Raw genomic sequence first — 24,144 nt, 5'->3', positions numbered from 1 at the left:
CCTCAACGTGAGGATGGCTCAGGCTGGCAAAATCCCCAGGTTTTTCGCGCGCATACGCGCCAAGGCATACACGGTACGCGTGCGAGGTATCGGCACTCCGACGCGATCAGCCACTGAGACAAGCGTGCCAAGGATGGCCTCGATCTCCACCGGTTTATGCCCCTCAACGTCTTGCAGCATCGAGGTTTTCACCTTGCCGAGCTTGCGGGTGATCGCAATGCGTTGCGCGGAATCAATCTGCGGCGCGATGCCCAGTGTGCGTCCCAAATCCAGCAACTCATCCATCATGCCGATGAACAGGGCGTGCAGGCATGGGTCGTCGATCAGTTCATCGGTCGCGCAACCCACCAACAGGCTGACCGGGTTAAAGCAGGCATTGCCCAGCAGCTTCAACCATATTTCTTCGCGCACATTGGCGTGGGCGTGTGCATCAAAACCTGCGTCACGAAAAGCCTCAGTGGTGGCATCTACGCGCGCGCTATTACCACCGGCCGGCTCGCCGAACACCATTCGGCTTCCGGACATGTGCTTGATTACACCGGGACTCAGCACCGTACATGAGGCAAATACAACGCAACCGACAACGGCGGCAACGGGCACAGCCTTTTCTATCACGCCACCGGGGTCGACAGCCTCAAGACGCATACTCGCCAAAACGTCTGCCGACTGCAGGAAATACCACCAGGGCAAGCCGTTGAGTGCAGGAATAATCAGGGTTTGCGGGCCAATCAGCGCCTTGGCCTGTTCCACCACGCTGGGCAATGCCGGCGCCTTGACGGCAAAGATGACCATGTCCTGAATGCCAAGCTCTTCAGGTGCGCAGGTCGCTTTCAGCGGGGCAACCAACACCTCATCGCCCGTGTGCAGTTTCAGCCCATGCTCGCCAATGGCGGCGAGTGTTTCGCCCCGCGCGACCACGCTGACATCGTGGCCGGCGGCGAACAGTTTGCACGCCAGGAAACCACCGATTGCTCCAGCACCTACGACTGTGACGCGCATGGGTAAACCTCACTGAGAGAGTGGAACAGAATACTGGCTAAACAGGCCGGAACAAGCCCGTCTCACTGAAAAAACAGCCACACTTGCCTCACACCCATCAGCCAAGGCAAACATAGCCACTGTGGCGAGCGGGCTTGCCCCGCGCTGGGTGGCGAAGCCGCCCCACTTCAGGCAACGCGGTTAGTCAGTTAGCAAGGCTTGGGGCTGCTACGCAGCCCAACGCAGGGCAAGCCTGCTCGCCACAGGTTACTTTTGCAGCGCATCCAGCTTGCGTTTCAGTCGCCTCAGGTTGCTGTTGACGATCAGCTTGTGCGCCGGCCCAACCGGCAACATGTACAGACGCCCAAAGGTGTTATGGGTGAGCACCGATGAGGTGATCGTAAACACCCGCTCACTGATCGACAGGCAAATCATCACATCCAGGTGCCGGTCGCGCTCGGTCAGCACCAACACGCCCGGGGCGCTGTGTTCTACCAGGAAAAAATCCAGTCGCTCGCCCGCCTGTACGCTGATTCGCGGCGAGCCCGAGAACCCACCGATGCGTTTCACACCGAACAACGAAGAAATCCGGTCGCGGATTCGGAAGGCCAACCGCATGAACATCCCAGGTTCGGCGGTCATGATGTTCCATGCCTCCAGTGCAGTGACATCAGCGGGCAACTTGACCGACCTGCGGTCGTAGTAATCAAGCGCTGTCGGTGTACCCAGCGTGTAAATAACATCCGTGGTAGCCAACGATTATCTCCTTGAAAAGCGCGGTTCGTGACAGGTCTGGACAGTAAGTAAAGCGCGATACCAGCGTTTGCGGCAACACTCAAGACACACGCACGCTAAGGGGCCCGCATCGATGCGGGCCCCGTAGATCTTTCAAGTTGAAAAGGTGCGCACCGAGCGCTTACTCCTTAGCGTCAAATGCCGGGTGAAATTGCACAGTGCCGACTGGCAAATCACCACCAAAACTCAGCGTTTGGAAGTATTCCTGAGGAACTCCAGGCAATTCCAAACCAGCGTAAGCGTTGAAGCCAAAGCGACCGTAGTAGCCAGGATTACCCAACACAACACAGCCATTTGCACCATTGCCTTGCAACTTGGCAAGCGCGGTTTTCATCAAGGATGAACCAATCCGCAGGCCCTGGCGTTCAGGCAATACGGATATCGGCCCCAGCCCATACCAACCCGCAGCACCGGAAGACACGGTGACTGGGGAAATGGCGATGTGCCCGACGATTTCATCATTCACGACCGCCACCAGCGAAACGGTTAATTGCCCGGCTTGGCGCAGTGCATCAACAATGAATTGCTCGGTGTGGCTGGAATGCGCTTCGCTCTGGAATGCCTCAGTCGTCACTGCAGATATACGTTTACTGTCTTCAGGTAGTTCATTGCGGATATTCAGGCTCATATTCAAGTGCTCTCGGGTGTCTTGATCAATCAGGCCGCGTAGCGTGCGGAACAAATCAGTCGTTTTTGTGTATTGGTCGCCATAGGTCAGGTTAAACGCGTAATCAAAACCACGTGGGTTGATGCCTTGGTTGTGCTGCAGGATCGTCTCCAGCTTGTCCAGCGCTTTCACAGCCAGGGCCTCAGGGGAGCCGGCGTTTTCGTAGTCCTCCCACAGCGTCATTATTTGCGTGCGCAAACCTTCATCCAGCGAACGCGTGAGGTGTAAGAGGTCGACGCGCTCTTGCTCGGTTTTATGTGGAAAGTCGTTCTTGCTCACAGCGGGAATATCGCCGCTTATGGCCTCACCCAGATCATGAATCAGGCAGAGCTTGAGCACTTTCAACAGGTCAAGGCCTTTGAGTTCGTCAGCGAACACCATCGCCATCAGGCTTAATCGCCAACTATGCTCGGCCGTACTTTCCTGGCGACCGGATGAAGTATGGGCACTTCTGAGCACACTTTTGAGTTGCTCCGCTTCGCGCAGGAAGTCCAGGCGCCCTTTCAGTGTTTCAATGTTCATGACAACTCCGATTATTAACGGTTATCCAGTTGCGGACGCACCGCCTGCAACCCTGACTTGTTCACACGATAAGGCTGGCCGTCTATGGACTTGAGCAAACGCTTGGCCCTTAGTTTATTAAACACGCTGAGCGTGCAGTCAGAAAGCAAGTAGCCTTCTCGGGTATAGCATTCCACTGCTCTCACCCGACCTGACGCGTCGCGCTGGTGAGAGATGCGGCCGCCTTTTGCGAGGACGTGCAGCGTCCGTTGTTCCGATTTGGAAATATTCATACTGTCCACCTAATAAGAGTCAGGACGGGGTGAACGCTGCGTCGTTACTAGGCGCTGTTTTTCTGCAACACGAAAAACTGATAGCCGTAGTCATCCAGAAAGCGCTCGTGGATATCAATCTCTTCCTCGATGTCTGCCAGAGCATTTGACGAAAAGTCACTTGCAGATACTTCTGCAACCTTTTTACGCAAGGGCGCTACGTAGTTTTCCCACGCGTGGCGACTCAAGGCAAAACTGTGCAGGACCCGATAACCCAGTGGGGCAATACTGGAAACTCGGTCCTTAAGCGTCGTCATGTCTGGATAGTTTTTCTTCCAGAATGAAAACGCTTCAGCGTGCGGGCTATCGGTTGACCAGATCAAATCACTGACCACCAGAAAACCTTGCGGCTTGATAAATCGTCTCCAACTTTTGAGCGCCTGCCCAAACCCCATGATGTAAGCACTGCCTTCGGCCCAAATGGCATCAAATGAACCGTCTTCAAAGGGCAGTTCAGTCATGCTGGCACACAGGAGCCGGACACGCTGCTCCAACGCATTGGCCGCAACGGCCGCCTGCACGTGGGCCAGGCTGTATTCGTCGTTGTCCACGGCGGTAACCTGCCCTTGGGTATGCTGTGCCAGTAACAGCGTGCTCACACCCCGGCCGCAACCGATGTCCAGCAGCGTCTTCGGAACAGTGGGCAATGCATTCAGAGCTGCCAATGTGTCTTCGGCAGAGCCCGGCCCCAGGCGATCCAAACTATCAAAAAGTCGCTCGAAATCGGCCATATAGTGGTCATGTTCATTCATATCCTTTGATAACCACTTAAGGCGCAACGCCTGCTTTTCGCTAAAGCCCTGTTTGAGCAACCAGGCCAGATGCGCGCCTGGGGCCTGGTTCTCTAACGCCTGGTGCCAGCCACGCATCGAGGCTTGCCCGAGCATGGCTGCAAGCAGATCGCGGGAGTGTTGTTTCTGTGCAATTTCGTGGTCCAGCGTCTGTAACCGCTCAAGCAACAATGACCTGTCGATGCGCGTGTCCAGGCACGCCTGGCACTCTTTCAACGTCAGCCCACCGGCTTGCAGCTGCTGCAGCAACTTCAACTGTTGCAGGTCATGCGTCGAATACGCGCGATAGCCATTGGCCTGGCGCTTGGAGCTGATCAGCCCCAGCTTTTCGTAATAGAGCAGCGTCGAACGGCTCAAACCCACTTTCAGCGCCAACTCGGAAATGCGATACATAACCTGTCCCTCGATCCATGGCGTACAACATAAACTATGAAGCTGTAGACAGGTAAAGGGGCAAATTTGCCGAAAAAGGTTTTTAATTGCGACCTTTGCTACGCGGATCGAGGTGCGGTGTGTGCGGATTGTCCAACCCCCTCAAGACCCTTTATCCTCTTCGGTCCCGCTCGACCCACTCCGGAGCCGCCATGGACCTCGCCACGCTCGCCCTCTTTCTCCCCGCCTGCTTCGCCCTGAACATGGCGCCCGGCCCCAACAACCTGCTGTCCGTAAGCAATTCCACGCGTTATGGCTATCGCACTTCTTGCCTTGCAGGGATTGGCCGTTTGCTGGCCTTTGCCGGCATGATCGCCCTCGCCTCTGCCGGCTTGGCGGTGGTGCTGCAGACTTCGGAGCTGTTGTTCTACGCGATCAAGACTCTCGGTGCGGCGTATCTGTTTTATCTGGCGTTCCAGTTGTGGCGGGCTAATCCGCAGAAAGAAGCTGAATCAGCCACGCACAAAGTGGGACTGTGGGCCTTGGCACGTCAGGAGTTTCTGGTAGCCGCCGGCAACCCAAAAGCCATCCTGATCTTCACAGCGTTCCTCCCGCAATTCGTGGTGCCCGGCCAACCGATCACGCCTCAATTCGCGCTGCTGGGTGCGATGTTCCTGGGCCTGGAATGGATAGCGATCAGCGCCTACGCCTACATGGGCACGCACATGCGCCGCTGGTTTGCCGAACCCAGCGGCAAGCGCCTTTTCAATCGCTGCTGCGCCGGGTTGTTGTCGGCGGCGGCGACGGTGCTGCTGATGGCGCGCAGGGCCTGAGGGTGGCCCCGCGCACTCAACTAACATGGACACCCTGAATAGGGAGACGCGACATGACCCGAACCGAGCTCGCCGACTTTTACCAAGGCTACATCGACTGCCTCAACCGTCAGGATTGGGAGCACCTGGGCCACTTCGTCCACCCGCAGGTGACCTACAACGCCACCGCGGTCGGCCTGGCAGGCTACCGCGCGATGCTGGAGCGCGACTTTCGTGAGATCCCTGACCTGGTGTTCCGTATTCAACTGTTGGTAGCCGACCCGCCTACCGTCGCCAGCCGGTTGAATTTCACCGTGAGCCCCAGCGGTGAATTCTTCGGGCTGCCGATTAATGGCAGAACGGTGAGCTTCGATGAAAATGTGTTCTACGAGTGCCGCGACGGGAAAATTGCGCAGGTCTGGTCGGTCATCGACAAAGCCGCGATAGCCCAACAGCTGACACCCGATAAGCCTTGATCGACCGTCGTCTAGACTCTCTACACCCAACCACCCCGTGGAGACCCAAGATGAACAAAAACACCCTCTGCCTCTGGTACAACGGCACTGCCCTGGAAGCGGCGACTTTCTACGCCAAGACCTTCCCGGACAGTGCTGTGAAGGCTGTGCATCACGCCCCCGGCGACTATCCGGCGGGCAAGCAAGGCGATGTGTTGACCGTCGATTTCACCGTATTGGGCATCCCCTGCCTGGGCCTGAATGCTGGCCCGGCGTTCCCGCCCACTGAGGCGTTTTCGTTCCAGGTGGCCACGGACGACCAGGCCGAAACCGACCGCTATTGGAACGCCATCATCGACAACGGCGGCCAGGCCAGCGCTTGCGGCTGGTGCAAGGACAAATGGGGCGTGTCCTGGCAGATCACCCCACGCGTCTTGTCTGAGGCGGTGACTCACTCCGACCCGGCCATCGCCAAGCGTGCGTTCGATACGATGATGACCATGACCAAGATCGACGTGGCCGCCATCGAAGCTGCGATAGCTGGGCGTTGAACGCAACCCAGACCAGTGTGGGAGCGGGCTTGCTCGCGAAAGCGGTGGGTCAGTCAATTTAACTGTCACTGATCCACCGCTTTCGCGAGCAAGCCCGCTCCCACAGTTGACCCAGTAAGGCCGGCCAGCTCCCACACCCGCCCGCAGTCTGGCATCCTGGCGGCCTCAGTCGTCGAACACGAGTCTCAGGCCCATGCACCATGGCGTAAAAGTTGAACCGCGTACCATCCCGGTCCCAAGCTCAATCAGCGCTCCAGCCCAGGCGACACTCCAGCGTCTGGTCGGGGCTGATGGCGTGCCGCTGAACGCACTGCACAGCATGCCCGCGCCGCACGACCACGATGGCTGGCGCCAGCTGCAAGCCGTCGTCGACCAGAACTACACCAGCGCCAATGCCGGGCAGGCGGACGCCCTGCGCGCCAACCTGCACACCATCACAGTAGAAAGCGCCACCGTGCACGTGGCCACACCACCGGGCCACACGCCCTTTGCCTACATCGATCTGCACGGCGGCGCACTGGTGTTCGGTGGCGGCGAAAACTGCCGTATTGCCGCTGGCAAGCAGGCCGACCTGCACAACCTGATGTGCTACGGCATTGATTACCGCATGCCGCCTGATCACCCGTACCCGGCGGCGCTGGATGACTGCGTAGCCACCTATCGCCATGTACTCAAGCACCATGCGCCTGAGCACATCGTGATTGGCGGCCGTTCGGCAGGCGGTAACCTGGCGGCGGCAATGGTCTTGCGCGCCCGTGACGAAGGGTTGCCGATGCCAGCGGCGCTGGTGCTGCTCTCGCCGGAGGTCGACCTGACCGAATCCGGCGACAGTTTCCATGTCAACCGCACCGTCGACGTGGTTCTGCCCATGCCGCTGATGAGCGCCAACCTGCTATACGCCAATGGCGCAGACTTGTCCCACCCGTACCTGTCGCCACTGTTTGGTGATTTGGCTGGCTTCCCGCCGACCTTCCTGCAAAGCGGTACACGCGATCTGTTCCTGTCCAACACCGTGCGTATGCATCGCGCTTTGCGCCAGGCGCAGGTGCCGGCGCTGCTGCATGTGTTCGAGGCGATGCCCCATGGCGGCTTCCTGGGTGCACCGGAAGATGCGGAGCTGGCAGCTGAGGTCGCCGCGTTTGTGCGCGAGCAGCTGCGGCGGGGTTGACACATCCCGTCACATCCCCTGAAGATGCAGATCTTATTCAGGGTGTGCCAGCGCATGTCAGTAGTGTCTTTCGTTAACCTTTCCGTCATTGGCTTGATTGCCAAGGCGCAAGGTTGCGTGGCGCGCGCCCTCAAATCGAAGAAACAGTCGCTCATGTGACCGGGGCGCGCTGTCCCGTCAGATGAGCTGACAGGACATTGAGCGCGACGGACCACACCTCCTTCTGCACAATCCCCTCTGGCCTTCTGACGGTGACTTTAACGGTCAACCATCAGGAGAAAGTGCATGTCATCGTTTCAAGGTATATGGGTGCCCGTGGTCACGCCGTTTCAGGATGGCGCCATCGACTTTATCGGCCTGCACCGGCTGGTCAGCCACCTGCTGGAAAAACACGTGGCCGGGATCATGCTCTGCACCACCACCGGTGAAGCCGCGTCGTTGAGCCGACAGGAACAGCTCGCCGTGCTCGATGCCGTGTTGCAATGGGTGCCCGCGCAGCGAGTGGTGATGGGGCTGGCGGGCAATAACCAGATAGAACTTCTGCACTTTCAAAGCGAAATTCTTCAGCGCCCGGTGGCCGGTCTGCTGGTGCCCGCGCCCAGCTATATCCGCCCTTCCCAAGCTGGCCTTGAGGCGTTTTTTCGCACGGTGGCAGATGCCTCGAGCGTGCCGATTGTGCTCTACGACATTCCCTACCGTACCGGCGTGACCTTCGAACAGGCCACGCTATTGAACATCGTCAAACACCCGCGCATTGCTGCGATCAAAGACTGTGGCGGCAACCTGGCCACAACCCTGGCACTGATCGCCAGTGGCGAGGTCGATGTGCTGTGTGGTGAAGATATCCAGATCTTCAACGCGCTGTGCCTGGGCGCCAGTGGCGCGATTGCAGCCTCGGCGCATGTGCGCACCGAGGCCTTTGTGGCGCTGTGCCAGCAAGTGCGCGATAACCAATTGGCCGAGGCCAGGGCGACGTTTTTCACCTTGTTGCCGCTGATCAACACGCTGTTTATGGAGCCCAACCCGGCGCCGGTCAAGGCTGCGTTGGCCTTGCAAGGTTTGATCGGCAGCGAACTGCGCGCGCCGATGCAAGCGGCCAGTGCGCGTGTACAGCAGAAGTTGGCCGAGCTGCTGTAAACGCCCTATCGGGTTCATGCGCCAAAAAAAGACATCCAACGGACCGCCCGGTTGCGACCGGCGCGATCCCGGCCTATGTTCCAAGGCACGCTTTTACTTTGCTGCACCACCTCTGTCTGCTCGCAACCAAGGTGAATTCATGCCCAGCCTCCCACGTCCCGCCGTGCTCGAACTGATCGGCAATACGCCGCTGGTCAAGGTCAGCCGTTTCGATACTGGCCCTTGCACGCTGTTTCTCAAGCTTGAATCACAGAACCCCGGCGGTTCGATCAAGGACCGCATCGGCCTGGCCATGATCGACGCCGCCGAACGCGACGGCCGCCTGCAACCGGGCGGCACCATCATCGAAGCCACCGCCGGCAATACCGGCCTGGGCCTGGCACTGGTCGGCCGGGCCAAAGGCTACCGTGTGGTGCTGGTGGTGCCCGACAAGATGTCCACCGAAAAGGTCTTGCACCTCAAGGCCATGGGCGCCGAAGTACACATCACCCGTTCCGACGTCGGCAAGGGCCACCCAGAATATTACCAGGATGTGGCCGCGCGCCTGGCCAAAGACATCCCCGGTTCGTTCTTCGCCGACCAGTTCAACAACCCCGCCAACCCGCTGGCCCACGAAACCAGCACCGCCCCGGAAATCTGGGCGCAAACCCAGCATGACCTGGACGCGATTGTGGTCGGTGTCGGCTCGGCCGGCACCCTCACCGGCCTTACGCGCTTCTTCAAACGCGTGCAGCCCGAGTTGGAAATGGTGCTGGCCGACCCGGTGGGCTCGGTGATGGCCGAATACAGCCGCAGCGGCAACATGCAAACGCCCGGTTCCTGGGCCGTGGAAGGCATCGGCGAAGACTTTATCCCCTCGATTGCCGACCTCTCCAGCGTGCGCCATGCCTACTCCATCAGCGATGAAGAAAGCTTCGACCACGCCCGCCAGTTGCTCAAGGCCGAAGGCATCCTCGGCGGCTCGTCCACCGGCACCCTGCTCGCCGCCGCACTGCGTTACTGCCGCGAACAAACCGAGCCCAAGCGCGTGGTCACCTTCGTTTGCGACACCGGTACGCGCTACTTGTCCAAGGTCTATAACGACCAATGGATGAACGACGCGGGCCTGTTGCAATACAAACACTACGGCGACCTTCGCGACCTGATCGCACGGCGCTTCGAAGACGGCCGGGTGATCAGCGTCAGCCCCGACGACAGCTTGCTTACCGCCTTCCAGCGCATGCGCCTGGCGGATGTCTCGCAACTGCCGGTGCTGGTGGATGGGCGTGAATTGGTCGGCGTCATCGACGAATCCGACATTCTGCTGGGGCTGCATCAGGACGCCACACACTTTTCCATGGTGGTGGCCGATGCCATGAGCAAAACCTTGCAAACCCTGGCCCCCAGCGCCAGCCTGGCCGAACTGCAGGCGGAACTGGATCGCGGCCTGGTCGCCATTATTGCCGACACATCAGGCTTCCATGGCCTGATCACCCGCGTCGACTTGCTTAACCACCTACGGAGATCCCTTGCATGAGCCTGCCCGATAAAAGCGCGTTTGCCACCCGTGTGATCCATGCCGGGCAATCACCCGACCCGACCACGGGCGCGCTGATGCCGCCGATCTACGCCAACTCCACCTATTTGCAAGACAGCCCCGGCGTACACAAGGGTTTTGACTACGGGCGCTCCCACAACCCCACGCGGTTTGCTTTGGAGCGCTGCGTGGCCGACCTGGAGGGCGGCAGCGCGGCGTTCGCGTTTGCTTCCGGGCTGGCGGCGATCTCCACCGTGCTGGAACTGCTGGATGCCGGCGCGCATATTGTCTCCGGCAACGACCTGTATGGCGGCACCTTCCGCCTGTTCGACAAGGTGCGCCAACGCAGCGCCGGGCATCGTTTCAGCTTCGTCGACCTCAGCGACCTGTCGGCCTTTGAAGCCTCGCTGCAGAGCGACACACGCATGGTCTGGGTCGAGACCCCGAGCAACCCGCTGCTGAGCCTCACCGACCTCAGCGCCATTGCGCGCATCTGCCGCGATCGCGGCATCATCTGCGTGGCCGACAATACCTTCGCCAGCCCCTGGATCCAGCGCCCACTGGAGTTGGGCTTTGACATCGTGGTGCACTCCACCACCAAATACCTCAATGGCCACTCCGACGTGATCGGCGGTATCGCCATCGTCGGGCACAACCCGGAACTCGCCGAGCGCCTGGGCTTTTTGCAAAACTCGGTCGGCGCGATTGCCGGGCCGTTCGATGCCTTCCTGACCCTGCGCGGGGTAAAAACCCTGGCACTGCGCATGGAGCGCCATTGCAGTAACGCCCTGGACCTGGCCACCTGGCTGGAGCAGCAACCGCAAGTGTCGCGGGTGTACTACCCAGGCCTGCCCTCGCACCCGCAGCACGCACTGGCGCGCCAGCAGATGCGCGGGTTTGGCGGGATGATTTCGGTGGATTTGAACAGTGACCTGGCGGGTGCTACACGTTTTCTGGAAAACGTAAAAATCTTCGCCTTGGCCGAAAGCCTCGGCGGCGTGGAGAGTCTGATCGAACACCCGGCAATCATGACCCACGCGAGCATTCCAGCGGCGACGCGGGCGCAGTTGGGGATTGGCGATGGGTTGGTGCGGTTGTCGGTGGGGGTTGAGGATGTGGAAGATTTGAGAGCCGATCTGGCCCAGGCGCTGGCCCTGATCTAACCCCACACGATCGTTCCCACGCTCTGCGTGGGAATGCATCCTGTGACGCTCCGCGTCACCAAGGCAACAGCGGGACGCGGAGCGTCCCATGCGGCATTCCCACGCGGAGCGTGGGAACGATCAGTCAGGCCGAGGTGATCTTGGCCCGCGCCGAATGCAGTTTTTTATAGCTCTCGATCAAGCGCAAATGCCGATCCAGGCCTTCGAGCTTCATGCTGGTCGGCGTCAGGCCATAAAACCGCACGCTGCCATCGACCGAACCAATCACCGCATCCATCCGCTCGTTACCGAACATGCGGCGGAAGTTGGCCTCGTAATCGGCGAGGTCCAGGTCGTCATCCAACTGCATCTCCAACACCGCATTCATCGCCTGGTAGAACAGGCCGCGTTCAGCGGTGTTGTCGTTGTATTGCAGGAACATCTCCACGCACTCCTTGGCCTCCTCATATTGCTGCAAGGCCAGGAAAATCAGCAGTTTCAGCTCCAGGATGGTCAACTGGCCCCAGGCCGTGTTGTCGTCGAACTCAATGCCGATCAAGGTGGTGATGTCGGTGTAATCGTCCAGCTCGCTTTCGATCAGACGCTCGACCAACGCCTGCAGCGCCTCCTCGTCAAGGCTGTGCAGGTTGAGAATATCGGCGCGGAAAAACAACGCTTTGTTGGTGTTGTCCCAGATCAGGTCGTCTACCGGGTAAATTTCCGAGTAGTCCGGCACCAGGATCCGGCAAGCCGTGGCGCCGAGGTGTTCGTACACCGCCATGTAGGACTCTTTGCCCATGCCTTCGAGAATACCGAACAGGGTGGCGGCTTCTTCGGCGTTGGAGTTTTCACCTTCGCCCGAGAAGTCCCACTCGACAAACTCATAGTCCGACTGCGCACTGAAGAAGCGCCACGACACCACGCCGCTTGAGTCGATAAAGTGCTCGACGAAGTTGTTTGGCTCGGTCACCGCCTGGCCTTCAAAGGTTGGCTGCGGCAGGTCGTTCAAGCCTTCAAAACTGCGGCCCTGGAGCAGTTCGGTGAGACTGCGTTCCAGCGCCACTTCCATACTCGGGTGCGCGCCGAACGAGGCGAATACGCCGCCGGTGCGCGGGTTCATCAGAGTGACGCACATCACCGGGAACTCGCCGCCCAGCGACGCGTCCTTGACCAGCACCGGGAAGCCCTGGGCCTCCAGGCCTTCGATCCCCGCGACAATCCCGGGGTACTTGGCCAACACTTCTGCGGGCACATCCGGCAAGGCGAACTCACCTTCGATGATTTCACGCTTCACCGCACGCTCGAAAATCTCCGACAGGCACTGCACCTGGGCTTCAGCCAAGGTATTGCCTGCGCTCATGCCGTTGCTGAGGTAAAGATTTTCGATCAGGTTGGACGGGAAATACACCACTTCACCGTCGGACTGGCGCACGAACGGCAGCGCAACAATCCCGCGCTCTTCATTGCCCGAATTGGTGTCGAACAAGTGCGAGCCACGCAGTTCGCCCTCACGGTTGTAGACCTTCAGGCAGTAGGCATCGAGGATTTCACTCGGCAGCTCATCCTTGGGCCCAGGCTGGAACCAGCGTTCGTCCGGGTAATGCACGAACGGCGCGTTGGCCAGCTCCTCACCCCAGAACTGGTCGTTGTAGAAGAAGTTGCAGTTGAGCCGCTCGATAAACTCGCCCAACGCCGACGCCAGTGCGCCTTCCTTGGTCGCGCCCTTGCCGTTGGTGAAACACATCGGCGAGTGTGCATCGCGGATATGCAACGACCACACGTTGGGCACGATATTGCGCCACGAGGCGATTTCAATCTTCATGCCCAGGCCGGCGAGAATGCCGGACATGTTGGCGATGGTCTGCTCCAGCGGCAGGTCCTTGCCGGCGATATAGGTGCCCGCCTCGGACGTGGAATTGGGCATCAACAACGCCTGCGCATCTGCGTCGAGGTTTTCCACTTCCTCGATCACAAATTCCGGCCCGGCCTGCACGACTTTCTTCACGGTGCAGCGGTCGATGGAACGCAGGATGCCCTGGCGGTCCTTGTCGGAGATGTCCGCCGGCAACTCGACCTGGATCTTGAAGATCTGGTTGTAGCGGTTTTCCGGATCAACGATGTTGTTCTGCGACAGGCGAATATTCTCGGTTGGAATATTGCGTGTTGCGCAGTACAGCTTCACAAAGTACGCCGCGCACAACGCCGACGAAGCCAGGAAGTAATCGAACGGACCCGGGGCCGAACCGTCGCCTTTGTAGCGAATCGGCTGGTCGGCAATCACCGTGAAGTCATCGAACTTGGCTTCAAGCCGAAGGTTGTCGAGAAAGTTGACCTTAATTTCCATGCGGGCACACCAGAATAACGAGCTAAACAAATTGGCCGCCATTATGAAGATTTTCGCCGGGAAGTCTCAGGGTTTTGCGAATCGGCTGCCGATCGGTGCTAACGTCCACCCACCACACTTTGAGCCATCGGCCCATGTCCATTACCGATAACCTCCTCGCCTTTACCTTGGCCGCCACCCTGCTGACGCTCACGCCGGGACTGGATACCGCACTGGTGCTGCGCACCGCCACAGTCGAAGGCAAACGCCAAGCGCTGCACGCCACCTTCGGCATCAACGCCGGTTGCTTGCTGTGGGGCGCGGCCGTGGCGTTTGGCCTGGGCGCTTTGATTGCAGTGTCGGAGCTGGCGTACAACCTGCTCAAATATTGCGGCGCGGCGTATCTGGCATGGCTGGGGTTGAACATGCTGTTGCGCCCACGCCACTCACTGTCACCCGCCGCCGCCGAGGGCAAACCGGGCGGCAACTGGTTCCTCAAGGGCATGTTGGGCAATGTGCTGAACCCCAAAGTGGGTATTTTCTACGTGTCTTTCCTGCCGCAGTTCATCCCCCAAGGCCAGCCGCTGATTGCCTGGACCTTTGGCCTGGTCAGTATTCATGTGGTGCTGGGCCTGCTGTGGTCACTGGTGCTGATCGGCGCCACCCGGCCGCTGTCCGGTTTCCTGCGCAGGGGACAGGTGATCCGGTGGATGGACCGCACCACCGGAATGATCTTCGTGTTGTTCGCCGCGCGATTGGCATTCAGCAAACGCTGAGCCTCAGCCGAGGCGGATCGACAGTTCGATATCATCGGCAAACGGAACCGACAGGTAGCCATTTCCAGGTTCGCGCACATGCGCCAGGTATTCAGGGCAGTAGTTGGTGTTGTCAGCCACCACCAACGCGCCCGGCCGCAGGTGCTTCTCTACCAGCTTCAACACGTCGCCATACAGCGACTTGGCGCCATCAAGCAACAGCAGGTCGACCGATTGCGGCAGGTTTTGAGCCAGTGAAACCAGCGCATCGCCTTCACGCACTTCGATCAAGTCGCTGACGCCGCCTTCAATGAAATGCTTGCGCGCCAGGGCGATCTTCGACGGTTCGAATTCGCTGCCGATCAACACACCGCCGCCGTTGTCGCGCAGTGCGGCAGCCAGGAACAAGGTAGACAACCCAAACGAGGTGCCGAACTCAACAATGGCTTTTGCATGGCTGCTGCGGGCCAGCATGTAGAGCAGGTTGCCGGTGTCACGCGAAACGGGCAGCCACAAGTCCTTGAGCATCGTGTAAAGCTCCAGGTATTCGGTTTTGCTGTGCATCAGCCGGTTGCGTTCCTGCGGCGACACAGTGTCGATGAGCGGGCTGGTCGCCGCATCGGCTTGCTTGTAGAGGCGTTCGATCAAGGCTGCAAGAGGCGCGGTAGTCAGGGTGGTCATGATTGATTTCCGTCGGAGGGGGACTAAGATGCGACTAATTCGTCGCATTAAAAGTATGCAAGTGATTCCTCGCCTTCGCTATTCGCGTTCGCCCAGCGCTCGGAGCCCCAAATGACCACCCGCCAGACTGCCCGTATTGCCTCGCGCAAACAGCCACAACAGGCACGCTCCACCGAGCTGGTGGCGGCGATTCTCGAAGCCGCTATTCAGGTTTTGGCCAAGGAAGGCGCCACGCGCTTCACCACCGCGCGGGTCGCGGAAAAAGCCGGCGTGAGTGTCGGCTCGGTGTATCAATACTTTCCCAACAAGGCCGCGATCCTGTTTCGGTTGCAAAGTGATGAATGGCAGCAGACCACCCAGATGCTGCGCGACATCCTCGAAAAAACCGCCGTAGCGCCGCTGACCCGCCTGCGTACCTTGGTGCATGCATTTATCCATTCCGAGTGCGAGGAGGCGCTGATGCGCGGAGCGCTCCACGACGCGGCGCCGCTGTACCGCGATGCGCCGGAAGCGGTGCAGGTGCGCGCAGCTGGCCAGCAAGCCTTTGAGACATTCATGCACGAGTTGCTGCCCGAGGTGCCCGACGCAACCCGCGCACTGGCGTGCGACCTGATCCGGAGCACGCTGGGTTGCGTGGGCAAGGACTTTTCCTTCAGCCCGCGAACCGCCGCCGAGATAGAGGTGTATGCCGACGGCATGGCCGCGATGTTCAGCGCTTATGTGAATACACTCAATCGGCCCTGATTGTTTAACAAAGCCATACCTGAAGGTTCACAAACGGCGATTGAAGGCAGCGGCGCTCAATGGGAGCATCGGCGACCATGATGTTGCGCCTGCGTTTGATCCGTCGTGCCCTGCTCCCCTCCTTCGCGAAGGTGCAGGTGCGTTCCTGCGAAAACCCGTTGTTCAATCACATCCTGGCCTTCTGGGCGTTGTGGCATTGCCGCCATGCACGCCCACCTGATGCACCCTTCTGATCCACGTCGAATACACCTCACCGGCATTCATTTATCAGAAGGATCCCCCCATGACCGCAGCTTTGCGCAGCCCCTCGTATTACACCGCCAGCCTCAACGACGCCACCCAGTACCCGACCTTGCAAGGCCAGGTCAGCGTGGACGTGGTGATCATCGGCGGCGGTTTCACCGGCGTTGCCAGCGCCGTGGAACTCGCTGAACGCGGCCTCAAGGTGGCGATTGTCGAAACCCATCGGATCGGCTGGGGCGCCAGCGGGCGCAATGGTGGGCAAGTCACCGGCAGCCTGTCAGGCGATGAGGCCATGCGCGAACAGATGCGCAAACGCCTGGGCGATGAGGTGGATGATTTCATCTGGCACCTGCGCTGGCGCGGGCACGCAATCATCGAGCAACGCGTAAAAAAATACGCGATTGACTGCGACCTCAAGCACGGCCATCTGCATGCCGCGATGAAACCCTCGCACATGACCGAACTGCGCGCCTTTCACGACGAAGCACAGCGGCGTGGCATGGGCGATCAGGTCAGCCTGCTCGATCAGGCCGATATGCGCCAGCACCTGGACAGCCCGCTGTACCTGGGCGCCCTTAAAAACACGCGCAACCTGCACCTGCATCCGCTGAACCTGTGCCTGGGCGAAGCGCGTGCCGCACACAGCCTGGGCGCGCTGATTTTTGAAAATTGCGAAGTACTGGAAATAGTGCATGGCGAGCGCCCGGCGGTGATCACCGCCCAAGGCCGCATCGATGCGCACCAGGTGCTGCTGGCCGGCGATGTGTACCACAAGCTCGAACCCAAACAGCTCAAGGGCAAGATCTTTCCGGCCATGGGCGGCATTGTCACTACCGCGCCCCTGGGCGAGCTGGCACGCCAGATCAACCCGCAGGACCTGGCGGTGTACGACTGCCGTTTTGTACTCGACTACTACCGCCTGACCGGCGATGGTCGGCTGTTGTTTGGTGGCGGCGCCAACTATTCCGGGCGCGATTCACGCGACATCGCCGCAGAACTGCGGCCCTGTATCGAGCGCACCTTCCCGGCGCTCAGAGGCGTGGATATCGAGTTCCAGTGGAGCTGCGCCATGGGCATCGTGATGAATCGCATCCCGCAGTTGGGTAAGCTCTCGGACAACGTCTGGTACTGCCAGGGCTATTCCGGGCATGGCATCGCCACCAGCCACATCATGGGCGAAATCATGGCCGAAGCGCTGACCGGCTCGCTGTCGAAGTTCGACACCTTTGCTGGGTGCAAGCATATCAAGGTGCCGCTCGGCGATGTGTTCGGCAACCCGATGCTGGCGGTCGGGATGTGGTACTACCAGATGCTCGAAAAACTGCGTTGAATGTGGGAGCTGGGTTGCCTGCGATAGCGGTTTGTCGGTGTACATATCCGTTGCTGCGGTAACAGCTTCTATTGGTTCCGCTCTTACAGCGGGTCACTTTTGGCAAACGCCCCAAAAGTAACCAAAAGGTCTGTGCCCCACCACTCGGCCCCTCGCTTAGGCTCGGTGTGCCCTCACTCCGGCTTGAATCCGTGGGCCGCCGCGATGGGCCATCCTTGGCCCAGCGCGGCTAACCCGGCGTCCTGCCGGGTTACCCACGGATTCAAGCCTGCGTTCGGCCATCGTGGTTAACGGGGCGTCTCAGATCAAGATCTACAGCACGGCGGCCTGAAAGCCGACCTGAGTGGTTGAATCAAAAGCCAGATCAAGTGCACAGCAAAAGCCTATCTGAATACACTGAAGAACTGCTTTTCTGTGGGAGCTGGCTTGCCTGCGATGCAGACACCTCGGTGTATCAGGTACACCGAGTTGATGCTATCGCAGGCAAGCCAGCTCCCACCTTTGACCGAGGATGGCTTTGCTGTTGCTGTTGCTGTTGCTGTTGCTGTTGCTGTTGCTCTGGCCCTTACATCCTTTTCGATGACGAAGTCAGCGGTCTTTTGATCTGCGCTTTTGATTGTGATCTTGATCTGAAATCGCCCCGTTAAACACGATGGCCGCAATTCGACAGGGATTTGGGGGGTAAACCGGCAGGGATGCCGGTTTAGCCGCGCTGGGCCAAGGATGGCCCATCGCGGCGGCCCCCCAAATCACTGGCGGATTGCGGGCATGCCGAGCCTAAGCGAGGCACCGAGTGTTGGGGCGAAGACCTTTTGCTTACTTTTGGGTCTTTCCAAAAGTGAGCCGCTGTAAGAGCGGAACCCTACTCAGCCGTTACCGCAGCAACGGATATGTACACCACCTACAACCCACCATCGCAGGCAAGCCAGCTTCCACCTTGGATCAGTGTGCATTCAAGGGCGGGCAACTGAACAACAGCACTGTTTAAGCGCACCCAATCGCTGCTATGTTTCGCCCCTGACCAAGCCAAGGAATCTGCCATGGAGCCGCTAGCCACAAACGCCGCACTGTTGATCATCGACATGCAGCAAGGCATGAATGACCCCAAGCTGGGGCGACGCAACAACCCCAATGCCGAGGTGCAGATACAGCACCTACTGCATGCATGGAGACAATCCAATCGCCCTGTGGTGCATGTAAGGCATATGTCGCGCAGCGAAGGCTCAGTGTTTTGGCCCGGCCAACCAGGCTGTGAGTTCCAGCCGGCACTGGCACCGCTCAAGCATGAGCATGTGGTGGAAAAAAACGTCCCGGATGCGTTCGCCGCCACCGGCCTGGAACGCTGGCTGCATGGGCGTGGGATCCGGCAATGGGTGATCGTTGGGGTGATCACCAATAACTCTGTCGAGTCTACGGCGCGCTCCGGCGGCAACCTGGGTTTTGAGGTCACCGTGGCGGCGGATGCCTGCTACACCTTTGATCAAACTGATTTGTCGGGCCGCCTCTGGCCCGCCGAGGATGTGCACGCACTGTCGCTGAGCAACCTGGCGATGGATTACGCCAGGGTCACAGGCACTGCCGATATCCTGGCCATGCTTTAAAAAACGCCTGCCTGTACGAGCATGTCGATAAGCCCTTCTGGCCATACCGTGTCAGCCGTCGATCGCAGTTCGTCCATGGACCACCAATGGTGATCCGCCATGACCTGGGCTTCTTGCACTGTCCATTGGTCTCGTGAAAGGTGCTGGTTTTGCGCCTGTACAACAAAGTACTGCTCAATGGCCAACACCGTTTCACCACTGGGCAGCATCAGTTCAAACCTGCGGTCTGCTACCGGCGCTTGCACGTCACTGACCACAATGCCGGTCTCTTCGCGCAACTCACGGATCGCAGCGGTGTGAAAGGTTTCCCCGGCTTCAACACCACCGCCGGGCGTCGCCCAGTAGTTCCTGCCGGCCAGTGCGCCGTCCTTGTGAACGAAGCGGAACAGCAGCACTGTTCGCGCCGGGCTGATCACCAACAGGCGTGCTGCTTTGCGCTCACGCATTGGCCCGCGCCCTTTCGCCAAGCCGCTCTACCAGTCTCACCAGATAACCATCGGGGTCCTGCACCAGAAACTCGCGCTGCCCAACCTCGACTTCGCCCGCCCGGTACCACACGTCTTTGCTGGCCTTGAACACGGGATACGCTGCGCTTTCCAACCGTTGAATAACCGGATGCACCGCCACGACATCAATCTGCAGGTTCATGCCGCGTCCCAATGGCCGTTCCAATGCCCCCGTGAGCCATTGATTGGCGAGTGGGTCGACTTGCTCAAGCATCACCTGAGCGCCGTCCAGGTCGAGATACGCAAAGCCGTCTTCCAACCGTTGGTAAGCCAGCTTGAACCCTAGGCAACCCACCCAGAATTCAAGACTCTGGTTCAGGTCGGTCACCATCAATTCCGGGACCAGATTATTTCTGTGCATCATCCAACTTCCATTGCGGATTTGAGCAAGTGCGCGATCGAATTGCGCAACTCGCCGTGCTGCTCTTCAGCGTAAGGTGGGGCAGTTTTCCAGTCGTAGAACCACACCGGCATCGTGCGTTTGTCGTCCGGTTCCGAGGCATAACGCGGGAAAATATGGCAGTGCAACTCCGGCTCCGAGTTGCCCAGTATCTCGTAGTTCATGCGCACGGCACCGGTGGCCGCCAGTACTGCATCGCCAAGGCGCGCCATATCAAGCAGGTAGGTGGCACGCGCCTCTGCGTCCAGATCATTGAGGCTGGCAACCACCGGGTCGGGCAGCAACAGGCAGTAACCCGGCAAAAACTGCACATCGCCCATGACCGCCCAGCCTGAGGCCATGCGGCAAATGACCTTATCGTTGGCACCGTTGCGGGCCAGCGCGACGCGTTCCGTGATCAGTGGCATGCATTGTCCTTAATGAGAAAATACCGAGGGCATCTTAACTGTGCTAACACTGCGGGGCTCAACACTTTCAACAGGGCGGCCCACTATGCGCATCACTTGCCTTCATACCGCAGCCAGCAACATTGCAGTCTTCGACGCAGCCGCACAAGCACTGGGGATCGCACCCGCCGTTTTGCAACATGAAGTACACGCCGATCTACTGTCCGCGGTGGAAGAAAGGGGCGGTCTCACGCCTGAGGTGGCGGCCTCAACCGCCAACGCATTGCTTTCACTCGCTGAACACGCTGACGTCGTGCTGCTCACCTGCTCGACGTTGGGGCCATCGGTTGATGAGCTTGACGAGCGCATCCGATCATCCATTCTCAGGACGGACCAAGCCCTCGCTCTCACCGCCGTTCAAGCAGGCGGCAAGGTCGTGGTGTTATGCGCCGTCGAAACCACCCTGGCTCCCACCTCGAACCTGTTCCAGCGCGCAGCGTTGCACTCAGACGCAACCGTTGACGTGCAACTGGTTCCAGGGGCATGGGCACTGTTCAAGGCGGGCGATATTGAGGGCTACCTGTCGACCATCGCCATGGCGGCCGATCAGGCCTATATCGATGGCGCATCCGTGGTTGCGCTGGCCCAAGCCTCCATGGGCGGGGCCGCTGCTCTCGTGACGGCAGGGCCGATGCCGCTGACCAGCGCGACCGCCGGCCTGAAGGCTGCCTTGAAGGCAATCACCGGTTAATGCGTCAGCTCAGCCGTTTCTTGCGGTACTCATCCGGGGTTTCCCCCGTGAGCTTGCGGAACATGCTGATGAACGCTGAAGAACTGCTGTAGCCCAGATCAAACGCGACCGCCTCGACGGAAGTCCCGGCGCGAAGCTGCAGCAACGAAGCCGTCACTTTCAAACGCTGCTTCCATTGCGCCAGCGACATGCCCAAATCCCGTTGGCAGCGCCGCAACAGCGTGCGCTCAGTGGCATTGACCAACCGCGCCCAATCGGCCAGAGAGCGCGCATCGGCGGGATTTTGCTCCAGTGCATCGAGGATCGGCGCCAGCACCGGGTCACTGGAGCCCGGCAGGTAACTGCCCACACGCGAGGTGCGGTTCAAGCGGTCCAGCAACACCATGAGCAAGCGGCTTTCTTCGGCTGTTTGCACCGGCCCTGGTGGTGACGCATGCAGTTCTTCGAGCAGTTCGCGAATCAGCGGCGTGATAGTCAGCGCGCACGCTTCACTCGGCAAGCGGTCGCACAAGACCTTGGCGATATAGAGCGAACAATGGCAGGCCTCCTGATGATTCAGTGCGTTGTGTTCCACATTCGGCGGCAGCCACACCGCATATTGCGGCGGTGCGATGAAGTGCGCGCCGTCCAGTTTGAGTTCCATGACACCACTGAAGGAGTACACGAACTCGCCCCACGGGTGGCGGTGTGTCGGGTACGCCGCCGACGCGGGCATGCGCGCCGCGCGAAAGTAGATCGGCGCGGGCAACTCGTCGGTGAATGGCGCGAGGATCAGATGCTCGGCGGGCGTGATCATGGGAGAGGCTGCGCAGTGATCGAGGGATGACGCATTATGCGCGATAGCGTGCAGTTTCTTCAGTAGCGCCGTACAGAAATGCTGGCGGGCCATCAGGACATCGATGGCCAGGGCTATCGCCACCGATTGACGCTTCATCACTATCGCTTGGCGGTTCGGCGCTATATCCAAGTATTGCGACACCACCAGACTCACGTCATTGAGTCAGAGGAGTGGTGCCGTGGAAAGTCGTCAGCCGATTGATAAGCAAGCAGCCATCCTGATGGTTGCAGTGTGCGCCGTCTGGGGCCTGCAACAGGTCGCGATCAAAATGGCCGCGGCGGATGTCGCGCCGGTGCTGCAAATTGCCCTGCGTTCGGGGATTGCGGCCGTGATGGTGGGGCTGCTGTTGACGCTGCGTCGTTATCGCCTGAAGTGCCGTCTGGAGACCTGGCGTGGTGGCGTGCTGGTCGGGTTGTTATTTGCACTTGAGTACATCGCCGTGTCGATCGGGCTGAGCTACACCTCTGCGGCGCATATGGTGATTTTCCTCTACACCGCGCCAGTGTTTGCCGCGATTGGCTTGCACTTTCGGTTCCCGGCAGAACGCCTGAGTGGTGTGCAATGGGCGGGTATCGTCACGGCGTTCGCAGGTATTGCCGTGGCGTTTTATGCACCGGGCACGCCGAGTGAAACGTGGCTGACGCCTCGGCGTATCGGCGATGCACTCGGCGTCGTGGGCGCTATCGCCTGGGGCGCGACGACCTTGAGTATCCGCTGTTCCAGGTTGGCAGAAGCACCCGCGCCGCTGACCCTGTTTTACCAACTGGCCGGTGCCTGCCTGATACTGGCGCTAATAGCAGGTGCTACCGGGCAAACCCGTTTACATCTCTCCGGTATCGCCATTGCCAGCCTGGCGTTTCAGACCGTGGTGTTTTCTTTCTTGAGTTTGCTGGTGTGGTTCTGGCTGCTGGGCCGTTACCTCAGTTCGCGCCTGGGCGTGCTGTCCTTCCTGACGCCGTTGTTTGGCGTGGGGTTCGGCGTGTGGTTATTGGACGAACCTTTGGACGCGTCTTTTGTGCTCGGCTCGCTGCTGGTGTTGGTCGGTATCGTGGTCGTCAGCGGGCATGACCTGCTGCGCGCCAACAGGTTGCAGGCGCACTGTTCGACCTGAAAAATTTACCGAACAAAATCAATTATTGTTGTACACAAAATACCGCTAAAGCTTTATAACCATCGGGCCGAAATAGACACTGATAGCAAATCGCCTTCTCGCCCGATGGTCGCCCCGATGAAAATAAAAAACAAGCTCGTGCTCGCGTTCGTATCTGTCGCTTTTATCCCGGTCAGCCTGGTCGCTGTTATCTCAGTCATGAATACACGGACCGAGGCCGTCGACCAGTTCATTGACGGCAGTACCCGCGAGATACGCCAGATCGATGGCAATATCCGGCAATTCTTCGATGGCACCTTGCAGAACGTCGATCAAATGTCCGCAGATCCTGTATACACTTCCGTGAACACTCTGAAGGATTATCAGCCTGCCAACGCCGCGAGTCAGCCAATGCCTGCTCAGGCGCAGAAGGTGGTCGACCAGTTTGCTCGGTTCGGTGCAACCCACCCTTCCGCTGCGATTCTGTCCATCGGCCTCGAAGACGGCACCTACGCCAAATGGCCCGATGACCCGCAGTTGGCCAAGTACGACCCGCGCACTCGCCCCTGGTACAAGGCCGCCATGGCCAGCCCCAACAAGACCGTGCGCACACCGGCTTACTACTACGACAAGGATGATGTGGCGCTGGTGGGCACCGCACGCGCATTGCTGGATAACAGCGGCAAGGCCAAGGGCGTGTTCGTGGTCAGTGTGTCGCTGAAGAACCTCACCGAGTTGCTCAAGAGCATCAAGCTCGGTGAAAGCGGCTACGTGATGCTGATCGAGGACGGCGTGGTGCTGGTTGACCCGCGCAACGCCGCGCATAACTTCAAACCGCTCAAGGACCTCGGCGCGCCGTATGCGCATTTGGCGCAGACGCCTCAAGGCTCTACCGAAGTGGTGATCGATGGCGTGCGCTACATGGCCAACGTCTGGACCTCGCCGGGCCTGGGCTGGCGGTACGTGGGGCTGATCGAATACAGCGAAGTGATGGCGGCGGCGACGCGCATGACCTACCTGACCACGGTGATCGTGGCCGTACTGGTGCTGATCTTCGGGCTGATCGCCGCCGCGTTTTCCAAGGTGATCGTCAAACCGATCGGCCAGGTCAGCACCGGCTTGCAATCCATCGCCGAGGGTGAAGGCGATTTGCGTCATGAGCTGCACGTGCAGGGCAAGGATGAAACTGCCGAGCTGGCGGGCTGGTTCAATAAATTCCTCGCCGCGATCCGTCAGTTGATCCAGCATATCGGCGCGGCCTCGACCAATTTGCAGGACG

25 protein-coding genes and 2 pseudogenes are annotated in these 24,144 nt (G+C 59.6%); 15 read left to right on the top strand and 12 right to left on the bottom strand.

Annotated features, from left to right (window positions below):
* Positions 1-18: 18 nt before the first annotated feature.
* From P5706_RS14795 to P5706_RS14770, 6 genes and pseudogenes are all read right to left on the bottom strand, one after another.
* On the bottom strand, positions 19-999 hold the full coding sequence (locus P5706_RS14795) for a ketopantoate reductase family protein (protein WP_285679689.1): 981 nt from the start codon (positions 997-999) through the stop codon (positions 19-21).
* Positions 1,000-1,245: 246 nt separating this feature from the next.
* Complete coding sequence (locus P5706_RS14790) at positions 1,246-1,734, bottom strand: DUF2867 domain-containing protein (RefSeq protein ID WP_285679688.1); 489 nt, start codon at positions 1,732-1,734, stop codon at positions 1,246-1,248.
* A 160-nt stretch (positions 1,735-1,894) separates the two neighbouring features.
* Positions 1,895-2,401, bottom strand: coding sequence for a GNAT family N-acetyltransferase (locus P5706_RS14785; protein WP_285682737.1), 507 nt, complete (start codon positions 2,399-2,401; stop codon positions 1,895-1,897).
* 3 nt (positions 2,402-2,404) lie between these two features.
* A pseudogene (locus tag P5706_RS14780) lies at positions 2,405-2,962 on the bottom strand (HD domain-containing protein); the annotation flags it as partial.
* A 14-nt stretch (positions 2,963-2,976) separates the two neighbouring features.
* Positions 2,977-3,234: a YjhX family toxin gene (locus tag P5706_RS14775; protein WP_200432242.1), complete on the bottom strand. Its 258-nt coding sequence runs from the start codon at positions 3,232-3,234 to the stop codon at positions 2,977-2,979.
* A gap of 47 nt (positions 3,235-3,281) precedes the next feature.
* The gene (locus P5706_RS14770) at positions 3,282-4,457 is read right to left on the bottom strand and encodes a MerR family transcriptional regulator (protein WP_285679687.1); all 1,176 of its coding nucleotides are present in this window, start codon (positions 4,455-4,457) and stop codon (positions 3,282-3,284) included.
* Positions 4,458-4,648: 191 nt separating this feature from the next.
* Between P5706_RS14770 and P5706_RS14765 the strand changes: the two genes are divergently transcribed.
* The 7 genes from P5706_RS14765 (at position 4,649) to P5706_RS14735 (ending at position 11,238) form a co-directional block, all read left to right on the top strand.
* Positions 4,649-5,269, top strand: a complete 621-nt coding sequence (locus P5706_RS14765; protein ID WP_285679686.1) for a LysE family translocator — start codon at positions 4,649-4,651, stop codon at positions 5,267-5,269.
* Between the two features lie 53 nt (positions 5,270-5,322).
* Positions 5,323-5,724, top strand: coding sequence for an ester cyclase (locus P5706_RS14760; protein WP_200432245.1), 402 nt, complete (start codon positions 5,323-5,325; stop codon positions 5,722-5,724).
* 50 nt (positions 5,725-5,774) lie between these two features.
* Complete coding sequence (locus P5706_RS14755) at positions 5,775-6,254, top strand: VOC family protein (protein WP_285679685.1); 480 nt, start codon at positions 5,775-5,777, stop codon at positions 6,252-6,254.
* Between the two features lie 193 nt (positions 6,255-6,447).
* Positions 6,448-7,422 carry an alpha/beta hydrolase gene (locus P5706_RS14750; protein ID WP_285679684.1) on the top strand — a complete coding sequence of 325 codons (975 nt, stop codon included), beginning with the start codon at positions 6,448-6,450 and terminating at the stop codon, positions 7,420-7,422.
* A gap of 285 nt (positions 7,423-7,707) precedes the next feature.
* Positions 7,708-8,559 carry a 4-hydroxy-tetrahydrodipicolinate synthase gene (dapA, locus tag P5706_RS14745; RefSeq protein ID WP_285679683.1) on the top strand — a complete coding sequence of 284 codons (852 nt, stop codon included), beginning with the start codon at positions 7,708-7,710 and terminating at the stop codon, positions 8,557-8,559.
* Between the two features lie 139 nt (positions 8,560-8,698).
* Positions 8,699-10,075 (top strand): pyridoxal-phosphate dependent enzyme, encoded by a 1,377-nt coding sequence (locus P5706_RS14740; RefSeq protein ID WP_285679682.1) that lies wholly within the window; start codon positions 8,699-8,701, stop codon positions 10,073-10,075.
* Complete coding sequence (locus P5706_RS14735) at positions 10,072-11,238, top strand: cystathionine gamma-synthase (protein ID WP_200432250.1); 1,167 nt, start codon at positions 10,072-10,074, stop codon at positions 11,236-11,238. The genes P5706_RS14740 and P5706_RS14735 overlap by 4 nt, the downstream gene beginning before the upstream one ends.
* Positions 11,239-11,362: 124 nt before the next feature.
* Here P5706_RS14735 and P5706_RS14730 read toward each other — a convergent pair whose 3' ends face one another.
* Positions 11,363-13,561: an OsmC domain/YcaO domain-containing protein gene (locus tag P5706_RS14730; protein ID WP_285679681.1), complete on the bottom strand. Its 2,199-nt coding sequence runs from the start codon at positions 13,559-13,561 to the stop codon at positions 11,363-11,365.
* A 134-nt stretch (positions 13,562-13,695) separates the two neighbouring features.
* Here P5706_RS14730 and P5706_RS14725 point away from each other — a divergent pair, with 134 nt between their 5' ends.
* Positions 13,696-14,316, top strand: coding sequence for a LysE family translocator (locus tag P5706_RS14725; RefSeq protein WP_285679680.1), 621 nt, complete (start codon positions 13,696-13,698; stop codon positions 14,314-14,316).
* A 3-nt stretch (positions 14,317-14,319) separates the two neighbouring features.
* Here the strand turns inward: P5706_RS14725 and P5706_RS14720 are convergent, their stop codons facing one another.
* Positions 14,320-14,976, bottom strand: coding sequence for an O-methyltransferase (locus P5706_RS14720; protein WP_200432253.1), 657 nt, complete (start codon positions 14,974-14,976; stop codon positions 14,320-14,322).
* Positions 14,977-15,087: 111 nt separating this feature from the next.
* On the opposite strand from P5706_RS14720, the gene P5706_RS14715 reads away from it, so the two are divergent.
* From P5706_RS14715 to P5706_RS14700, 4 genes are all read left to right on the top strand, one after another.
* Positions 15,088-15,720 carry a TetR/AcrR family transcriptional regulator gene (locus tag P5706_RS14715; protein WP_285679679.1) on the top strand — a complete coding sequence of 211 codons (633 nt, stop codon included), beginning with the start codon at positions 15,088-15,090 and terminating at the stop codon, positions 15,718-15,720.
* Positions 15,721-15,797: 77 nt separating this feature from the next.
* Positions 15,798-15,953: a hypothetical protein gene (locus P5706_RS14710; protein ID WP_200432255.1), complete on the top strand. Its 156-nt coding sequence runs from the start codon at positions 15,798-15,800 to the stop codon at positions 15,951-15,953.
* A gap of 50 nt (positions 15,954-16,003) precedes the next feature.
* Positions 16,004-17,293 (top strand): NAD(P)/FAD-dependent oxidoreductase, encoded by a 1,290-nt coding sequence (locus P5706_RS14705; protein ID WP_285679678.1) that lies wholly within the window; start codon positions 16,004-16,006, stop codon positions 17,291-17,293.
* 1,040 nt (positions 17,294-18,333) lie between these two features.
* Positions 18,334-18,894: a cysteine hydrolase family protein gene (locus P5706_RS14700; protein ID WP_285679677.1), complete on the top strand. Its 561-nt coding sequence runs from the start codon at positions 18,334-18,336 to the stop codon at positions 18,892-18,894.
* Here P5706_RS14700 and P5706_RS14695 read toward each other — a convergent pair.
* Genes P5706_RS14695 through P5706_RS14685 form a run of 3 tightly spaced genes read right to left on the bottom strand, consistent with a single transcriptional unit; the run spans position 18,891 to position 20,207 of the window.
* Positions 18,891-19,340, bottom strand: a complete 450-nt coding sequence (locus tag P5706_RS14695) for an NUDIX hydrolase (RefSeq protein WP_285679676.1) — start codon at positions 19,338-19,340, stop codon at positions 18,891-18,893. The two genes, P5706_RS14700 and P5706_RS14695, sit on opposite strands and share 4 nt — an antisense overlap.
* Positions 19,333-19,764, bottom strand: a complete 432-nt coding sequence (locus P5706_RS14690; RefSeq protein ID WP_285679675.1) for a bleomycin resistance protein — start codon at positions 19,762-19,764, stop codon at positions 19,333-19,335. The genes P5706_RS14695 and P5706_RS14690 overlap by 8 nt, the downstream gene beginning before the upstream one ends.
* Positions 19,761-20,207: an HIT family protein gene (locus P5706_RS14685; RefSeq protein ID WP_200434813.1), complete on the bottom strand. Its 447-nt coding sequence runs from the start codon at positions 20,205-20,207 to the stop codon at positions 19,761-19,763. Before P5706_RS14685 ends, P5706_RS14690 begins: the two co-directional genes overlap by 4 nt.
* 85 nt (positions 20,208-20,292) lie before the next feature.
* Here P5706_RS14685 and P5706_RS14680 point away from each other — a divergent pair, with 85 nt between their 5' ends.
* Positions 20,293-20,937: an aspartate/glutamate racemase family protein gene (locus P5706_RS14680; RefSeq protein WP_285679674.1), complete on the top strand. Its 645-nt coding sequence runs from the start codon at positions 20,293-20,295 to the stop codon at positions 20,935-20,937.
* A gap of 4 nt (positions 20,938-20,941) precedes the next feature.
* On the opposite strand, the gene P5706_RS14675 is transcribed toward P5706_RS14680, so the two are convergent.
* Complete coding sequence (locus P5706_RS14675) at positions 20,942-21,733, bottom strand: AraC family transcriptional regulator (RefSeq protein WP_285682735.1); 792 nt, start codon at positions 21,731-21,733, stop codon at positions 20,942-20,944.
* A 220-nt stretch (positions 21,734-21,953) separates the two neighbouring features.
* Here P5706_RS14675 and P5706_RS14670 point away from each other — a divergent pair, with 220 nt between their 5' ends.
* Both P5706_RS14670 and P5706_RS37225 read left to right on the top strand, forming a co-directional pair.
* The gene (locus tag P5706_RS14670; protein ID WP_285679673.1) at positions 21,954-22,886 is read left to right on the top strand and encodes a DMT family transporter; all 933 of its coding nucleotides are present in this window, start codon (positions 21,954-21,956) and stop codon (positions 22,884-22,886) included.
* 105 nt (positions 22,887-22,991) lie between these two features.
* Positions 22,992-24,041, top strand: a pseudogene (locus P5706_RS37225) (cache domain-containing protein); the annotation flags it as partial.
* Between the last annotated feature and the right edge of the window lie 103 nt (positions 24,042-24,144).

This window comes from Pseudomonas sp. ChxA (assembly GCF_030263855.1).
Classification (GTDB): domain Bacteria; phylum Pseudomonadota; class Gammaproteobacteria; order Pseudomonadales; family Pseudomonadaceae; genus Aquipseudomonas; species Aquipseudomonas fluorescens_CB.
This window is presented reverse-complemented; position numbering and strand designations above follow the sequence as displayed.

Coding starts and splice junctions, on each gene's coding strand:
- P5706_RS14685 (WP_200434813.1), bottom strand. CDS start 20,207: ATGCCACTGATCACGGAACGCGTCGCGCTGGCCCGCAACGGTGCCAAC.
- P5706_RS14690 (WP_285679675.1), bottom strand. CDS start 19,764: ATGATGCACAGAAATAATCTGGTCCCGGAATTGATGGTGACCGACCTG.
- P5706_RS14715 (WP_285679679.1), top strand. CDS start 15,088: ATGACCACCCGCCAGACTGCCCGTATTGCCTCGCGCAAACAGCCACAA.
- dapA (WP_285679683.1), top strand. CDS start 7,708: ATGTCATCGTTTCAAGGTATATGGGTGCCCGTGGTCACGCCGTTTCAG.
- P5706_RS14750 (WP_285679684.1), top strand. CDS start 6,448: ATGCACCATGGCGTAAAAGTTGAACCGCGTACCATCCCGGTCCCAAGC.
- P5706_RS14710 (WP_200432255.1), top strand. CDS start 15,798: ATGATGTTGCGCCTGCGTTTGATCCGTCGTGCCCTGCTCCCCTCCTTC.
- P5706_RS14795 (WP_285679689.1), bottom strand. CDS start 999: ATGCGCGTCACAGTCGTAGGTGCTGGAGCAATCGGTGGTTTCCTGGCG.
- P5706_RS14765 (WP_285679686.1), top strand. CDS start 4,649: ATGGACCTCGCCACGCTCGCCCTCTTTCTCCCCGCCTGCTTCGCCCTG.
- P5706_RS14755 (WP_285679685.1), top strand. CDS start 5,775: ATGAACAAAAACACCCTCTGCCTCTGGTACAACGGCACTGCCCTGGAA.
- P5706_RS14785 (WP_285682737.1), bottom strand. CDS start 2,401: ATGAGCCTGAATATCCGCAATGAACTACCTGAAGACAGTAAACGTATA.
- P5706_RS14695 (WP_285679676.1), bottom strand. CDS start 19,340: ATGCGTGAGCGCAAAGCAGCACGCCTGTTGGTGATCAGCCCGGCGCGA.
- P5706_RS14775 (WP_200432242.1), bottom strand. CDS start 3,234: ATGAATATTTCCAAATCGGAACAACGGACGCTGCACGTCCTCGCAAAA.
- P5706_RS14675 (WP_285682735.1), bottom strand. CDS start 21,733: ATGATCACGCCCGCCGAGCATCTGATCCTCGCGCCATTCACCGACGAG.
- P5706_RS14740 (WP_285679682.1), top strand. CDS start 8,699: ATGCCCAGCCTCCCACGTCCCGCCGTGCTCGAACTGATCGGCAATACG.
- P5706_RS14735 (WP_200432250.1), top strand. CDS start 10,072: ATGAGCCTGCCCGATAAAAGCGCGTTTGCCACCCGTGTGATCCATGCC.
- P5706_RS14720 (WP_200432253.1), bottom strand. CDS start 14,976: ATGACCACCCTGACTACCGCGCCTCTTGCAGCCTTGATCGAACGCCTC.
- P5706_RS14705 (WP_285679678.1), top strand. CDS start 16,004: ATGACCGCAGCTTTGCGCAGCCCCTCGTATTACACCGCCAGCCTCAAC.
- P5706_RS14680 (WP_285679674.1), top strand. CDS start 20,293: ATGCGCATCACTTGCCTTCATACCGCAGCCAGCAACATTGCAGTCTTC.
- P5706_RS14700 (WP_285679677.1), top strand. CDS start 18,334: ATGGAGCCGCTAGCCACAAACGCCGCACTGTTGATCATCGACATGCAG.
- P5706_RS14770 (WP_285679687.1), bottom strand. CDS start 4,457: ATGTATCGCATTTCCGAGTTGGCGCTGAAAGTGGGTTTGAGCCGTTCG.
- P5706_RS14725 (WP_285679680.1), top strand. CDS start 13,696: ATGTCCATTACCGATAACCTCCTCGCCTTTACCTTGGCCGCCACCCTG.
- P5706_RS14760 (WP_200432245.1), top strand. CDS start 5,323: ATGACCCGAACCGAGCTCGCCGACTTTTACCAAGGCTACATCGACTGC.
- P5706_RS14730 (WP_285679681.1), bottom strand. CDS start 13,561: ATGGAAATTAAGGTCAACTTTCTCGACAACCTTCGGCTTGAAGCCAAG.